This window comes from Streptomyces sp. NPDC088745, assembly GCF_044751045.1.
GTDB lineage: Bacteria > Actinomycetota > Actinomycetes > Streptomycetales > Streptomycetaceae > Streptomyces > Streptomyces cremeus.
On sequence record NZ_JBIVLB010000008.1, the window covers coordinates 213,307 to 227,234 of the forward strand.

The 13,928-nt window shown below is 71.2% G+C and carries 12 protein-coding genes and 1 tRNA gene; 3 read left to right on the forward strand and 10 right to left on the reverse strand.

The annotated features are described in order from the left end of the window. Positions 1 to 27: 27 nt before the first annotated feature. The 3 genes from ACIP93_RS22465 to ACIP93_RS22475 are packed head-to-tail and all read right to left on the reverse strand — an operon-like array spanning position 28 to position 3,342. Positions 28 to 942 carry a carbohydrate ABC transporter permease gene (locus ACIP93_RS22465; protein ID WP_345222734.1) on the reverse strand — a complete coding sequence of 305 codons (915 nt, stop codon included), beginning with the start codon at positions 940 to 942 and terminating at the stop codon, positions 28 to 30. Further along, positions 939 to 1,973 carry a carbohydrate ABC transporter permease gene (locus ACIP93_RS22470; RefSeq protein WP_401761223.1) on the reverse strand — a complete coding sequence of 345 codons (1,035 nt, stop codon included), beginning with the start codon at positions 1,971 to 1,973 and terminating at the stop codon, positions 939 to 941. Before ACIP93_RS22470 ends, ACIP93_RS22465 begins: the two co-directional genes overlap by 4 nt. A 13-nt stretch (positions 1,974 to 1,986) precedes the next feature. Further along, complete coding sequence (locus tag ACIP93_RS22475; RefSeq protein WP_345222739.1) at positions 1,987 to 3,342, reverse strand: ABC transporter substrate-binding protein; 1,356 nt, start codon at positions 3,340 to 3,342, stop codon at positions 1,987 to 1,989. A 186-nt stretch (positions 3,343 to 3,528) separates the two neighbouring features. Between ACIP93_RS22475 and ACIP93_RS22480 the strand changes: the two genes are divergently transcribed. Further along, positions 3,529 to 4,608: a LacI family DNA-binding transcriptional regulator gene (locus ACIP93_RS22480; RefSeq protein WP_345222742.1), complete on the forward strand. Its 1,080-nt coding sequence runs from the start codon at positions 3,529 to 3,531 to the stop codon at positions 4,606 to 4,608. Between the two features lie 67 nt (positions 4,609 to 4,675). Here ACIP93_RS22480 and ACIP93_RS22485 read toward each other — a convergent pair. From ACIP93_RS22485 to ACIP93_RS22500, 4 genes are all read right to left on the reverse strand, one after another. Beyond that, positions 4,676 to 4,748 (reverse strand) — tRNA-His (locus ACIP93_RS22485). A gap of 114 nt (positions 4,749 to 4,862) precedes the next feature. Next, on the reverse strand, positions 4,863 to 5,474 hold the full coding sequence (gene orn, locus ACIP93_RS22490; RefSeq protein WP_345222744.1) for an oligoribonuclease: 612 nt from the start codon (positions 5,472 to 5,474) through the stop codon (positions 4,863 to 4,865). A gap of 140 nt (positions 5,475 to 5,614) precedes the next feature. Next, entirely contained in the window at positions 5,615 to 6,781 is a 1,167-nt protein-coding gene (locus ACIP93_RS22495; RefSeq protein WP_345222745.1) for a helix-turn-helix domain-containing protein, read from the reverse strand. Between the two features lie 558 nt (positions 6,782 to 7,339). Beyond that, on the reverse strand, positions 7,340 to 7,744 hold the full coding sequence (locus ACIP93_RS22500; protein ID WP_401761225.1) for a hypothetical protein: 405 nt from the start codon (positions 7,742 to 7,744) through the stop codon (positions 7,340 to 7,342). Positions 7,745 to 8,270: 526 nt separating this feature from the next. Here ACIP93_RS22500 and ACIP93_RS22505 point away from each other — a divergent pair. Then, positions 8,271 to 8,816 (forward strand): universal stress protein, encoded by a 546-nt coding sequence (locus ACIP93_RS22505; protein ID WP_345222748.1) that lies wholly within the window; start codon positions 8,271 to 8,273, stop codon positions 8,814 to 8,816. A gap of 159 nt (positions 8,817 to 8,975) precedes the next feature. On the opposite strand, the gene glmS is transcribed toward ACIP93_RS22505, so the two are convergent. From glmS to ACIP93_RS22520, 3 genes are all read right to left on the reverse strand, one after another. Continuing rightward, the gene (glmS, locus tag ACIP93_RS22510) at positions 8,976 to 10,793 is read right to left on the reverse strand and encodes a glutamine--fructose-6-phosphate transaminase (isomerizing) (protein ID WP_345222751.1); all 1,818 of its coding nucleotides are present in this window, start codon (positions 10,791 to 10,793) and stop codon (positions 8,976 to 8,978) included. Between the two features lie 34 nt (positions 10,794 to 10,827). Continuing rightward, positions 10,828 to 11,121, reverse strand: a complete 294-nt coding sequence (locus tag ACIP93_RS22515) for a hypothetical protein (RefSeq protein ID WP_345222753.1) — start codon at positions 11,119 to 11,121, stop codon at positions 10,828 to 10,830. Positions 11,122 to 11,241: 120 nt separating this feature from the next. Then, a complete protein-coding gene (locus tag ACIP93_RS22520; protein ID WP_345226446.1) occupies positions 11,242 to 12,129 on the reverse strand; it encodes a DUF4429 domain-containing protein in 888 nt (295 codons plus the stop codon). Positions 12,130 to 12,251: 122 nt separating this feature from the next. On the opposite strand from ACIP93_RS22520, the gene ACIP93_RS22525 reads away from it, so the two are divergent. Then, positions 12,252 to 13,886, forward strand: a complete 1,635-nt coding sequence (locus ACIP93_RS22525) for a beta-N-acetylhexosaminidase (protein ID WP_401761228.1) — start codon at positions 12,252 to 12,254, stop codon at positions 13,884 to 13,886. The last annotated feature ends 42 nt before the right edge of the window (positions 13,887 to 13,928 follow it).

A 13,928-nucleotide genomic window follows, 5' to 3' on the forward strand; every position in this document is an offset into this window, starting at 1 on the left:
AGGGGTGGTGGGGGCGCGGCGGGCGGCTCAGCCCTTGACCGCGCCCTGCATGATGCCGCCGACGATCTGCTTGCCGAACAGCACGAAGGCGATCAGCAGCGGCAGCGTGCCCAGCAGCGCGCCCGCCATGATCACCGACTGGTCCGGGATGAAGCCCCGGCCGAGCCCGGTCAGCGCCACCTGCACGGTCGGGCTGCCGTTCTGGGTGAGCGCGATGATCGGCCAGAAGAAGTCGTTCCAGGCCATCACGAAGGTCAGCATCCCGAGCACGGCCATCGCCGGCCTGGCCGCCGGGAAGACGATGTGCCACATCACCCGGATGCTGCTCGCCCCGTCCACCCGGGCCGCCTCGATCAGCTCGGTCGGCAGGGCCTCCGTCAGGTACTGCCGCATGAAGAACACCCCGAAGGCGCTCACCAGCGTCGGCAGGATCACGGACTGGAGCTGGTCGGTCCACTCCAGCTTCGCGATCATCATGTACAGCGGTACGACGCTGAGCTGCGGCGGCACCATCATCGTGCCGATCACCAGCAGCAGCAGCAGGTTCTTGAAGCGGAACCGCAGCTTGGCGAAGGCGAACCCGGCGAAGGTCGAGAAGAGCACCGTGCCCGCCGCCACCGAACCCGCCACCACCGTGGTGTTCAGCAGCGCCGTGCCCATGTTGGCGTCGGTCCAGGCGATGCCGAGGTTCTTGAACAGGTTCCCGCCGAACCAGAACGGCGGCGGGGTCTGCGCCAGCCGGGTGTTGTTGCGGGACGCGGCGATCGCCGTCCACACCAGGGGGAACAGCGAGCCGAGGGTGAAGACGACCAGGATCGCGTACGTCAGCTTCCCCGCGTACCGCTGCCGCCCGGCCTGGTGCACCCCGCGCGCCCCGCGGGCCCGCCCCGGCTTCCGGTCACCGGTCTTCCGCACCTCTTCGCGTACGGCCGTCGCGCTCATGACCGGCTCCCCTTCTCGCTCTTGGTCAGGCGGCGCGAGATCAGCCAGTTGACCACCCCGATCAGCACCAGGATCAGGAACATCGTCCAGGCGATGGCCGAGGCCCGCCCCAGGTGCAGGTTCACCCACCCCTGCTCGTACAGGTACAGGCCCAGCGTCTGGAACTGGTGCTCCGAACCGCCGGTGGCCCCCGCGCTGCCGCTGAACAGCAGCGGCTCGCCGAAGAGCTGCGTGGCGCCGATGGTGGAGACGACCACCGTGAACAGGATCGTCGGCCGCAGCGACGGGATCGTCACATGCCGGAACTGCTGCCAGCGCGAGGCCCCGTCCAGCTCCGCCGACTCGTACAGGTCGGGCGAGATGGCCTGCATCGCGGCCAGGTAGATCAGCGCGTTGTACCCCGTCCAGCGCCAGATGACGATGGTGGAGACGGCCAACTGCGAGGTCCAGTCGCCGTTCTGCCAGTCGACCGGGTCGATGCCGACCATCCCGATCGCCCAGTTGATCATTCCGTAGTCGCGTCCGAAGAGGAGCACGAAGACCAGGGTGGCCGCCGCGACGGACGTGGCGTACGGAGTCAGCACCGCGACCCGGAAGAACGACGAGCCGCGCAGCTTGAAGTGCAGCAGATGGGCGATCCCCAGGGCGATCACCAACTGCGGGACGGTGGACAGGATGCCGATGGTGACGGTGTTGCCGAGCGCGTTCCAGAAGAACTCGTCGCTCATCAGCCTGCTGAAGTTGCGCAGGCCCACCCAGTTCATGTCGGTCGGCGCGGTCAGCTCCACCTGGTGGAGCGAGGCCCAGCCGGTGTAGAGGAGCGGGAAGAGGCCGAAGGCGACGAAGAAGACGAAGAACGGCGCCACATAGGCGTACGGACTGAACTTCATGTCCCACCGGTAGCGGCGGCTGCGCCACGCGCCGCGCGCACCGGCGGACTTCGCGGCGCCCCGCCGGGCGGCCCCGCCCTCCGCCCCCTCGGGGGAGGGGGAGGACGGGGCCTGGACGGACTTGATGCTCGGGCTGCTCATCACAGATGTCCGCTCACTGGTCCAGTGCGTTGTCGATCGCCTTCACCGCCGCGTTCCAGCCGTCCTCGGACGAGCGGCCCTTCTGGTCGACCTGGAGCATGCCGATGTCCGCGAGGTTCTGCGCGATGACGAGGTCCTTGGGGCCGAGGATCTGCACCGGCACGCCCTTGGCGGCGGCCGAGAAGATCGTCCCGATGGGCGCGTCGTTGAAGTACGCGTGCTTGGCGCCGGACACCTCCGGCATCGTGTACGCCGCCTGGGCGCTCGGGAAGCTGCCGCGCTCGGCGAAGAACTTCGCCTGCTGCTCGGGCGCGGTCAGCCAGGCGGCGAGCTTCGCCGCCGCCGCCTTGTTCTTGCCCGCCTCGGGCACGGTCAGGAACGCCCCGCCCCAGTTGGAGGGCTTCGGCGCGGCCGCCACGTCCCACTTGCCCTTGCCCGCGTCGCCGGCCTTGTCCTGGATGTAGCCGAGCATCCACGGCGGGCAGGACACGGTGGCGAACTGGCCGTTGGCGAAGCCCTGGTCCCAGCCCTTCTGGAACTGCTGGTGCTTGGCCGTCAGGCCCGCCCCGGCGGCCTCCGCCGCGATGTCCCAGGCCTCCTTGACCACCGGGTTCGTCTTGTAGACGACCTTGCCGTCGGCGTCGTAGTACCGCTGCTCGGAGCCGCCCGTGACGGCCGCCATCAGCCCGGCCGCCGAGTCCAGGAACTTCGTCCCGTCCGGCGCCTTCGCCTGGTACCGCTTGCCGACCTCCAGGTACTTCTTCCAGTCCCCGGCCCACAGCTTGCCGACCGCCTCGCGGTCCGTCGGCAGACCGGCCTTCTCGAAGAGGTCCTTGCGGTAGCACAGGCCCATCGGACCGACGTCGGTGCCCAGCCCCACCGTCTTGCCGTCCTTGCTGGTGCCCTGCGCCCACTTCCACGGCAGGAAGGCGTCCTTCCGCACCCCCGCGACCTTGCCCAGGTCCATCAGCTTCGCGGACTGGGTGGCCGTGATCTCGGCGATGTTGTTGATCTCGACGGCCTGGATGTCGGAGAGGCCGCTTCCGCTGGTCAGGTGATTGAGCAGCTGCGGGTAGTAGTTCTCGTTGCGCTCGATGGAGTTCTGCTCGATGACGACGTCCGGGTTCTCCTTCATGTACTGGTCGTACAGTCCGGCCTCCTTCAGGCCGAAGGCCCCGAAGACCCCGACCTTCAGTACGGTCTTGCCCTTCTGCCCGGCGGCCGAGCTGCCGGTGCCCCCGGCGGGGCCGGGGTCGTCCGACGCGCAGCCCGACAGCAGCGCGCCGCCCAGCAGCACGGCGGCGGACGTCCACGCGACGGCGGTCCTGGAGCGGTTCCTGCGTAGAGCGGTGATCCTGGTGATCTGCATTGCGTCCTCCTGAAGCCCGACGGGTCAGGTACGGTGGGAGCGCTCCCACGGGTGATGTGTTGAAGGTTCGCGGCTCCCCCCGGGGGTGTCAAGGCAACGGACAGAGAGACTTGGCGTCACAACCGTGCGGACACGTCCTACCATCGGGCGTCCGGTACGCGCGGACGGGCCGGGAGGGGTCGATCAATGGCGATACGGGAAACGGGCGGCCGGAACGCGGCACGCGGCACACGCGGCGGCCGCCGCCCCACACTGGAAGAGGTCGCCGCACGGGCGGGCGTCGGCCGGGGCACGGTGTCCCGCGTGGTCAACGGCTCGCCGAGGGTCAGCGAACGCACCAGGGCCGCCGTCGAGGCCGCCGTCGCGGAACTGGGCTACGTGCCCAACCGGGCGGCCCGCGCCCTGGCCGCCAACCGCACCGACGCCATCGCCCTGGTGGTCCCCGAAGTCGAGAACCGCTTCTTCGCCGAGCCGTACTTCTCCGACATCCTGCGCGGCGTCAACAGCGCCCTGGACGACACCGAGATGCAGCTCCTGCTCACCATCGTCGGCAACGACCGCGACCGCGCCCGCCTCGCCCACTACCTGGCCGGCCACCGGGTCGACGGCGTCCTGGTCGTCTCGCTGCGCGCCGACGACCCGCTGCCCGACCTGCTCGCCGAACTGGGCATCCCGGCCGTCATCAGCGGCCGCCGCTCCGCCGCCGAGCCTCTGCCGTGGGTGGACGCCGACAACGTCTCCGGCGCCCGCCAGGCCGTCGCCCACCTGGCCGCCCGGGGCCGCCGCCGGATAGCCACCATCACCGGCGGCCTGGACATCTACGGCGCCCAGTGCCGGCTGGCCGGCTACCGCGACGGCCTCGCGGAAGCGGGCCTGGTCGCCGACGAGGCGCTGATCGCCCCGGCCGACTTCACCGAGGAGGGCGGCCGCCGCGCCATGGAGACCCTGCTGGGCGTCACCCCCGCCCCCGACGCGGTCTTCGTCGCCTCCGACGTGATGGCCGTCGGCGCCCGCCAGGTCCTGCGCGAACACGGCCTGCGGGTACCCGAGGACCTCGCCATGGTCGGCTTCGACGACACATCGATCGCCCGCCAGATGGACCCGCCGCTCACCAGCGTGCGCCAGCCCATCGAGGAGATGGGCCGCCTGATGGCGGTCACCCTGCTCTCCGAGCTGGCCCGCGCCTCGCTCCCGGTGGGCGTCCCGCGCCCGCCGCAGCCGCAGTTGTTGCTCCCGACGGAACTGGTCGCCCGCACCTCGTCCTGAGCGGCCGGCCCGGAGAACGACCAAGGCCCCGATGCGAGGGAATCGCATCGGGGCCTTGACCCTTCAGGGTGAGTGACGGGACTTGAACCCGCGGCCACCTGGACCACAACCAGGTGCTCTACCAACTGAGCTACACCCACCATGACCGGTCTTCTTGCTGCGTTCTTCCGACCGGCTGAGAAAAAGTGTACAGGGTTCGCGAGGGTGCTCGCGCCCAGGTTTTCCGGGGCCCGCGGCGGGGCCCCCTCAACCTCCTACTTGCCCCCCTCACCAGGGATGACGTACTTGGCCGCGATCTGCTTCGCGGTGTCCGAGTCCGGTCCCGGCCGCGGTACGAAGACCGCCTCCCGGTAGTAGCGCAGCTCCGCGATCGAATCGCGGATGTCGGCCAGCGCCCGGTGGTTCCCGTTCTTGTCCGGACTGTTGAAGTACGCCCGCGGGAACCAGCGCCGCGCGAGCTCCTTCACCGAGGACACGTCGACGATCCGGTAGTGGAGGTAACCCTCCAGCTCCTTCATGTCCCGCGCCAGGAAGCCGCGGTCGGTGCCCACGGAGTTCCCGCACAGCGGGGCCTTCCCGGGTTCCTTCACGTGCTCCTTGACGTACGCGAGGACCTGCTCCTCGGCGTCGGCCAGCGTCGTCCCGCCCGCCAGCTCGTCCAGCAGCCCGGAGGAGGTGTGCATCTGCCGCACGATCTCCGGCATGGTCTCCAGGGCGGCGTCCGGCGGGCGGATCACGATGTCCACGCCGTCGCCGAGCACGTTGAGCTCCGAGTCGGTGACCAGTGCGGCCACCTCGATAAGTGCGTCGTCCGTCAGCGAGAGCCCGGTCATCTCGCAGTCGATCCACACCATGCGATCGTTCATGCGCCTCACCCTACGGGGCGCCCGGGCCTCCCGGGACTGCGCGGTGCGCCCCGGGCCCCGCCGGGCCCGCCCCGGCGGAGGCGGACCGGAGGCGGACCGGGGGCGGGCCCGGACCGGGCCCGCCCCCGGCCTCCGCCGTGTCAGCCGCGCCGGGCGTACGCCTCGGGCTTGCCCGGCTCGGACGCCGCGGCGGAGGCCCCCAGGGACAGCGAGGCCGAGGCGGCGGCCGCCCGCCGCACCTGCTGCGGCACGGCCTCCGTGAGGGGCGCGCCCAGCGACACCGCGTCACCCGCGGGCCGCCGGGCCCGGTAGGCGGCCCGGTACGCGGCGGGGGAGGACCCCAACTGCCGCCGGAAGTGCCCGCGCAGCGCCACCGGAGAACGGAACCCGCACCGCCCGGCGACCTCGTCGACCGAGTAGTCGGAGGTCTCCAGGAGCCGCTGCGCCTGGAGCACCCGCTGGGTGATCAGCCACTGCAGTGGAGCGCTCCCAGTGAGCGACCTGAACCGCCGGTCGAAGGTCCGCCGGCTCATGTACGCCCGTGCGGCGAGCGTCTCCACGTCGAACTGTTCGTGCAGGTGCTCCAGTGCCCAGGCGACGACCTCCGCGAGCGGGTCCGCCCCGATCTCCTCGGGTAAAGACCGGTCGAGGTAGCGCTCCTGCCCGCCGGTGCGCCGGGGCGGCACGACCAGCCGGCGCGCCAGCGCGCCCGCGGCCTCCGTCCCGTGGTCCGTGCGCACGATGTGCAGGCACAGGTCGATCCCGGCGGCGGTGCCCGCCGACGTCAGCACGTCGCCGTCGTCGACGAACAGCTCCCGCGGATCGACGTGTACCGACGGATAGCGCTTGGCGAGCGTCGGCGCGTACATCCAGTGCGTGGTGGCGGGCCGGCCGTCGAGCAGGCCGGCGGCGGCGAGCACAAAGGCCCCCGTGCACAGCCCGACGATCCGGGCGCCCTCCTCGTGCGCGCGGCGCAGCGCCTCCAGCGCCTCCGCCGGCGGCGGCGAGGTGATGGAGCGCCACGCCGGCACGACGACCGTCCCGGCGCGGCTCATCGCCTCCAGGCCGTAGGGCGCGGAGAGTTCGAGTCCCCCTGTGGTCCGCAGGGGTCCTTCCTCACCGGCGCACACCAGCAGCCGGTAGCGCGGAACGCCCGCGTCCTGGCGGTCGATGCCGAACACCGAGAGCGGGATGGAGCTCTCGAAGATGGGCCCCCCGCTGAAAAGCAGCACCGCTACGATCTCCCGGCGGCGGCGCCCGGAGAGCTTCCGGGCGGCCTCCGGCGGTGCGGCCAAGTCCTGGCTCATGGCGCTAAGCCCCCCTCGCTGGTCGCGGCTCCCTGTTCGTGACGGGCCTGTCGCTCCTGCACACTGCTCCTCGAAGTCGCAGTCCCTCTAGGTCCTGCACGGTTCCCCCGCCGTCGAATAACCCATGATCGAATCTACTGTGTTGCATGGCGCCGCCGTGACAAGTTCCCCGAGCGCCGCTATGTCGACATGGCAACTTGGCGTGAAGCATTCGATCAGGAAGCGTTCCACTCCCGAGCGCCGCAGGGAAGTGCGCCTCTCACTCATGGCCCGTCCCCGTAGGGTGCGCGGGCCGCCTGCGGTCCTTTCTTCCCTGGTGGCACCAGGGTTGGCGGGCCATTTCGCCAAGGGTACGGATGGCCGGAGAAGTTGGCTGAAAAACTACGGGCGCGCATGTGCGATCCCGTCACTCACCCGACGCACGAGCCCGCTCAGAGGGCGGGATTCCGTTGATTCTTCACGCATTGTTCTCGATGCGGGCTCGAGTGGATCTCCAGTGGAACTCGGCTGGGACTCGACCGAAACCAGGCTGTTGGGCAGACGTCCGCCGGACAGCTCCTACCGGCCGCCGCGATGCGCCCCGGAGCCGGTGCGGCTGTGCCGTCCGCGGTGGGTGCCCGTCTGGAGTTCCTCGGCCGCCGCGCGGGCCGCGAGCCGCTCGGAGCGGCGCAGCAGGAACCGGCAGACGGCGGTGACTCCGCCGAGCCCCACCGCCGCGAGCGCGGCACCGCCGGGCGGGGCTCCGTACCCGAGGAGGACGAGGGGGACGAGCAGACAGCTGAAGGCCGCCCAGCGGACGAGATCCGCCACCGAGCGGGAGACGGCCGCCGGTGAGGAATCCGTACCGGCGGACCAGTGGTCCCCCGGGGGGCCGGGGGGCGCGTGCGTGGCGTGGGGGATGTGAGGGGAGCGGGGGCTGCGGGGGCTGCGGGGGCTGCGGGGGTCGTGGGTGTCGTGGGACACATGCGTTTCGTGCGCGCCATGGGGGCCGTGGGCGTCGTGGGGCGCATGGGTTTCGTGCGTGCCGTGGGCCCGGTGCGTCCCGTGCGTCTCGTGCGCCGTGTGTGTCCTCTGCGCTCCCTGCGCCCCCTGCGCTCCGTGGGAGGGGTCGTACGGAGAGGGGAAGGGCAAGGGGCCGGGCACGGGGCGACCTCCTCCGGGGAGCGGGGCGGAGCCTGACCAACGAACGGGTCACCCGTACGGTCACGTTCCGCGGCGTCCGTACGGACCAGCGGCAGACGCCTGTACGGGGCAGCGGGCATTGCGGTACGGCCCCACGTCGTGCATGCTCCAGGAACCCCGCGGCCAAGTGGGGGCTGGGCAGTGGAGGAGTGCGGTCGTACCCTTGGGGGTATGGGCCCGGGAAGACGATTCCCGGACAGCTCCGCCGCCGCGGGGCCGCCGCCCGTCCCGCCGCACCAGTTGTTCCGCCGTCCCTTCCACCCGCTCCTTATGTCAGCTCCCTGAGGATTCAGACGCCGAGACACCGATGGCCGGTCACGAAACTCCCGAACCCGCGGACCGCAAGCAGGTCGCCGATCCCCGCGCCGAGCACGGCGCGGAACGCGGCGGCGACCTCTACGCGCTGGCAGAGCCGCGACACTCCTGCGATCCCGCCTTCCGGCACGGTGTCGTCGTCGGCTTCGACGGCTCCACCTCCAGCGAGCGGGCCCTCGCCTACGCCATCGGCATGGCCCGCCGGCTCGGCCAGGGGCTGATCATCGTCCACGTCGCCAACCGGCTGCCGACCACCGTGTGGGCGGGCTGCGAGCCCCCGGTCTTCGTGGACGTCCCCGACCACCGCACCGAGGTCCTCGGACTCGAACTGGCCTGCGCGGACTACCTCGCCGAGGTGCCGTGGATCCTGGTCGAGCGGGGCGGCGACATCTGCCACGAGCTGGAGGAGGTCGGCCGCGAGTACGAGGCCGACGCGATCGTGGTGGGCTCGACCCAGGGCATCGTCGGGCGGCTCTTCGGCTCGGTCGCGGGACGGCTGGCCAAGCGGGCGCAGCGGCCGGTCGTGGTCATTCCGTGACGGTTCCTCAGGAGGCGTCCCGTGCCCGGCGGTCGGCGGCTCCCCGCCCTTGACGGCGTGCGGCGGTTCCTGCGACCTGCCGCCCCCATGAGGAGCGGAAGGGCCCCGTACGGCCGCGGTGGCGGCGTACGGGGCCCTTCTTCGTACCGTGTGCCGGGACTACTCGACGGTGACGGACTTCGCCAGGTTGCGCGGCTTGTCGATGTCGCGGCCCATCGCCAACGCGGTGTGGTAGGCGAGGAGTTGCAGCGGGATGCCCATCAGGATCGGGTCCAGCTCCGGCTCGTTCTTCGGGACCACGATGGTGTGGTCGGCCTTCTCCTGCTCGCGGTGCGCGACCGCCAGGATGCGGCCGCTGCGGGCCTTGATCTCCTCCAGGGCGGCGCGGTTCTTCTCCAGCAGGTCGTCGTCGGGGACGATGGCGACCGTCGGCAGGGCGGGCTCGATGAGGGCGAGCGGGCCGTGCTTGAGCTCGGAGGCGGGGTAGGCCTCGGCGTGGATGTAGGAGATCTCCTTGAGCTTCAGGGAGGCCTCCAGGGCGACCGGGTAACCGCGCACGCGCCCGATGAACATCATCGACTGGGCGCCGGCGTACGCCTCGGCGATCTCCTTGACCTTGTCCTCGTCGGCGAGGATCTCGGAGATCTGCTCGGGCAGCCTGCGCAGGCCCTCGATGATCCGCTTGCCGTCGGAGACCGACAGGTCGCGGATGCGGCCCAGGTGCAGGGCGAGCAGCGCGAAGGCGACGACGGTGTTGGTGAAGCACTTGGTGGACACGACGCAGACCTCGGGCCCGGCGTGCACGTACACGCCGCCGTCGGCCTCGCGGGCGATCGCCGAGCCGACCACGTTGACGACGCCGAGCACGCGGGCGCCCTTGCGCTTCAGCTCCTGCACGGCCGCCAGCACGTCGTACGTCTCACCGGACTGGGAGACCGCGATGTAGAGGGTGTCGGGGTCCACGACCGGGTTGCGGTAGCGGAACTCCGACGCGGGCTCGGCGTCGGCGGGGATGCGGGCCAGGGACTCGATGAGCCCGGCGCCGATCAGACCGGCGTGGTACGACGTGCCGCAGCCGAGGATCTTGATCCGGCGCACCCCGCGGGCCTCGCGGGCGTCGAGGTTGAGGCCGCCCAGGTGCACGGTGGAGAAGCGGTCGTCGATGCGGCCGCGCAGCACACGGTCCACCGCGTCGGCCTGCTCGCTGATCTCCTTGTGCATGTACGTGTCGTGGCCGCCCATGTCGTACGACTCGGCCTCCCACTCCACGGTGGTCGGCGTCGAGGAGGTGGTCGAGCCCTCGGTGGTGTACGTGCGGAAGTCGTCGGCCTTGAGGGTGGCCATCTCGCCGTCGCCCAGGGTGACGATCTGGCGGGTGTGCGAGACCAGGGCGGCGACGTCGGAGGCGACGAACATCTCCTTCTCGCCGATGCCGAGGACGACCGGGGAGCCGTTGCGGGCGACGACGATGCGGTCGGGGAAGTCGGCGTGCATCACGGCCAGGCCGTAGGTGCCCTCGACGTGGCGCAGCGCCTCGCGGACCTTCTCCTCCAGGGTCTCGGCCTGGGCGCGGGCGATCAGGTGCACGACCGTCTCGGTGTCCGTGTCGGAGGCGAAGACCACGCCGTCGGCGAGCAGCTTGGCGCGCAGGTCGTCGGCGTTGTCGATGATGCCGTTGTGGACGACGGCGACCTTGGACTCGGCGTCCAGGTGCGGGTGCGAGTTCTCGTCGGAGGGCGCGCCGTGGGTGGCCCAGCGGGTGTGCGCGATGCCGGTGGTGCCGGCGAAGCGCTTGGGGACCTTGGCCTCCAGGTCGCGGACCCGGCCCTTGGCCTTGACCATCCGCAGGGCGGGGGCCTTGGGGGTGTTGATCACGACGCCCGCCGAGTCGTAACCCCGGTACTCCAGGCGCTGGAGGCCTTCGAGCAGCAGGGGCGCGACATCACGCTTGCCGATGTAACCGACGATTCCACACATAAAGGTCTGTTCCTCCGAGTTTCAGGGGTGCTGCTCAGCCGTAGACGATGCGCCGGAGCTGGCGCAGCGAGAGCTCCGGGGGAGCGACCGCGCGGTGCGGCAGCTCGGCGGCGATCCGGTCGAAGATCTCCGTGTTCACGAGGCCGCCGGACTGGAGCTCGCGATGGCGGCGGCGGACGAACCCCTCGGTCGTCTCGTCGAAGTACGCCAGCACGTCGAGCACGACCCGGGCCGCCTCACCGCGCGGCAGGGCGGTGGAGCGGACCAGATGGTCGACGAGATCGGCGTGGGAGTAGGACGACTCCGCAGGCGTACGGCGTTCAAGCACCTGTCGATAGTGGGGGAGCGTGTCCTCTTGTGCAAGAATCCTGCCCGATATCGGGCAGGATTCTTCTTGATCGCGCTACGTTTCTCTCTTGGTCTGGACCTTGGCCCCCTCCGGGAGCGGTCACAGCCGCTTCAGGACCGCCTGCTTCGCCAGCGTGAACTCCTCCTCGGTGAGGATCCCGGACCGGTGCAGCTCGCCCAGTTCCCGCAGCCGGCGCAGCAGGACGTCGTGGTCCTCGGCGGCGGGCGCCGCATCCCGCGCGGCGGCTTCCAGGGCGGCGGGCGCCTCGGGCGCCGTGTCCTCGGCCGCGTGCGGGTGCGGCATCCGGGCCGCCACGGCCGCCGCGGCCAGCGCCATCAGGGGGTCCTTCTTGAAGCCGTACACCTCCACGGCGAACCGGTCGAGGCTCGCCCGGAGCGCCGGCGGCGACTGGGCGGTGCGGAAGCGCAGGTACCCCTCCTCCAGGCCCATGGCGGGCAGCCACTCCACGGCCAGCACGTCCTTCAGGGCGATGGTCTGCGGTCCGCCGGAGGACTTGGCCTCGTCGGTCTTCCAGTTCCACTCCAGCCGGACCGTTTCGCCGTCGAAGGTGAGCACGCCGTCGCCCGCGCCCACGGTCAGCGGGACGTGCGGGCCGCGCAGGAGGTAGTGGTCCACCGGGCCCTTGTCGACCTGTTCCAGCAGCAGGGCGTTGCGCACCGCGTCCACGAAGTACTCGGCGGCGCCCTGGAGGTCCTTGCCGACCGTCAGCAGGTAGGGGTTCGACACGTCGTCCAGCCGCCCGCCCGTGATCTGGGTCAGCGCGCACGCGCCCTCGCGCATCCGCAGCTTCAGCCGCCCGGTCTTGCGCCCCGGTTCGAAGGAGGCGCCCGCCAGCGCCTCCAGCGGTACGACCACCTCGCCCAGCGTCCGGCGCAGCAGGCCGACCCCCTTGTCGCCGCTCGGCTCGATCCGGACCGCGTCGCCGTCGAAGGTCCAGGTGCCGTCTTTCGAGAAGATCTCCGCCATCGCCATACGGGGGATTCTCCCACCGGGCGGATTGGGCCAGTGGTGTGGGGAATTGGTCTACACCCTTGACCCGGGGTGAGGGGGCGGGTAGCCATGAATCCTGCCAGACACGTGCCACGTACATGCCACATCCGCGATGCCCGTCGAAGGGACGCTTTGTGAGACACCGTCGTACGCTCTCCCGCCTGCTCGCCCCGATGCTGCTGGTCGCCGTCGCGGGCACGGCCGCCGTCGGCGCCGCGCCCGCCCCCGGGGCGGCCGAGCCGCCCCGCCCGCTGGGCCAGATCGTCCCGGCCCCCTCCGAGGTGCGGGCGGGCGGCCAGGCGTACACGATCGACCGCGCGACCGACATCCGGGTGGGCCACTCCCGGGAGGCCCGCCAGGTCGGCGAGGCGCTCGCCCGGGTGCTGCGCCCGTCCACCGGCTACCGGCTGCCGGTCACCTCGCGCGAGGGCCACGGCGGCATCCGCCTGAAGCTCGCCGACGAGAGGTCCCTCGGCGACGAGGGCTACCGCCTGCAGTCCGGCCGCGGCGGCGTCACCATCACCGCCCGCAGGGCCGCCGGCCTCTTCCACGGCGTCCAGACGCTGCGGCAGCAACTGCCCGCCGCCGTCGAGAAACCGACGAAACAGGCCGGGCCCTGGCAGGTCGCCGGTGGCACGATCAAGGACGTCCCGCGCTTCGCCTACCGGGCGGTGATGCTCGACGTCGGACGCCACTTCCTCTCCGTGGAGCAGGTCAAGCGGTACATCGACCAGGCCGCGCTCTACAAGATCAACACCCTGCGGCTGCACCTCACCGAGGACCAGGGCTGGCGCATCGCCGTCGACTCCTGGCCGAGGCTGGCCACGTACGGCGGCTCCACCCAGGTCGGCGGCGGCCCCGGCGGCCACTACACCAAGGCCCAGTACAAGGAGCTGGTGACGTACGCGGCCTCCCGCCGGATGGACGTCATCCCCGAGATCGACATGCCGGGCCACACCAACGCGGCGCTCGCCAGTTACGCCGAACTGAACTGCGACGGCGTCGCGCCGCCCCTCTACACGGGCACCGAGGTCGGCTTCAGCAGCCTGTGCGCGAGCAAGCCGGTCACGTACCGGTTCATCGACGACGTGGTGCGGGAGATCGCGGCGATCACCCCGGGCAGGTACCTCAACATCGGCGGCGACGAGGCGCACTCCACCAGTGACGCCGACTTCGCCAAGATCATGAACCACGCGCAGAAGGTGGTCGGCAAGTACGGCAAGAAGGTCATGGGCTGGCACCAGCTCGTCGGCGCCGACCAGGTCGAGGACAAGGTCGTCCAGTACTGGGGCTACGACAAGACGAGTGCGGCCGAGCGGCAGAAGGTCGTGGACGCCGCGAAGGGCGGCACCCGGCTGGTGCTCTCCCCGGCCGACCGCAGCTACCTGGACATGAAGTACCACAAGGACACCCCGCTCGGCCTGAAGTGGGCGGGTTACGTCGAGGTCCGGCGCTCGTACGACTGGGACCCCGGCACCTACCTGGCGGGCGCGCCGGAGTCCTCGGTGCTGGGCGTGGAGGCCCCGCTGTGGACCGAGACCCTCGCCACCAGCGACCAACTGGAGTTCATGGCGTACCCGCGGCTGCCCGGTATCGCCGAGCTGGGCTGGTCGCCGAGGTCCACGCACGACTGGGAGAAGTACCGGCTGCGGCTGGCGCAGCAGGGGCCGCGCTTCGACGCGCTCGGCATCGACTACTACCGGTCGGCGCAGGTGCCGTGGCCGGCGCGGTGAGGTGATCCCGTACGGGGGGAGGGGCGCGCCGGGACCGTCCGG

Coding starts and splice junctions, on each gene's coding strand:
- ACIP93_RS22465 (WP_345222734.1), bottom strand. CDS start 942: ATGAGCGCGACGGCCGTACGCGAAGAGGTGCGGAAGACCGGTGACCGG.
- ACIP93_RS22470 (WP_401761223.1), bottom strand. CDS start 1,973: ATGAGCAGCCCGAGCATCAAGTCCGTCCAGGCCCCGTCCTCCCCCTCC.
- ACIP93_RS22475 (WP_345222739.1), bottom strand. CDS start 3,342: ATGCAGATCACCAGGATCACCGCTCTACGCAGGAACCGCTCCAGGACC.
- ACIP93_RS22480 (WP_345222742.1), top strand. CDS start 3,529: ATGGCGATACGGGAAACGGGCGGCCGGAACGCGGCACGCGGCACACGC.
- orn (WP_345222744.1), bottom strand. CDS start 5,474: ATGAACGATCGCATGGTGTGGATCGACTGCGAGATGACCGGGCTCTCG.
- ACIP93_RS22495 (WP_345222745.1), bottom strand. CDS start 6,781: ATGAGCCAGGACTTGGCCGCACCGCCGGAGGCCGCCCGGAAGCTCTCC.
- ACIP93_RS22505 (WP_345222748.1), top strand. CDS start 8,271: ATGGCCGGTCACGAAACTCCCGAACCCGCGGACCGCAAGCAGGTCGCC.
- glmS (WP_345222751.1), bottom strand. CDS start 10,793: ATGTGTGGAATCGTCGGTTACATCGGCAAGCGTGATGTCGCGCCCCTG.
- ACIP93_RS22520 (WP_345226446.1), bottom strand. CDS start 12,129: ATGGCGGAGATCTTCTCGAAAGACGGCACCTGGACCTTCGACGGCGAC.
- ACIP93_RS22525 (WP_401761228.1), top strand. CDS start 12,252: ATGCCACATCCGCGATGCCCGTCGAAGGGACGCTTTGTGAGACACCGT.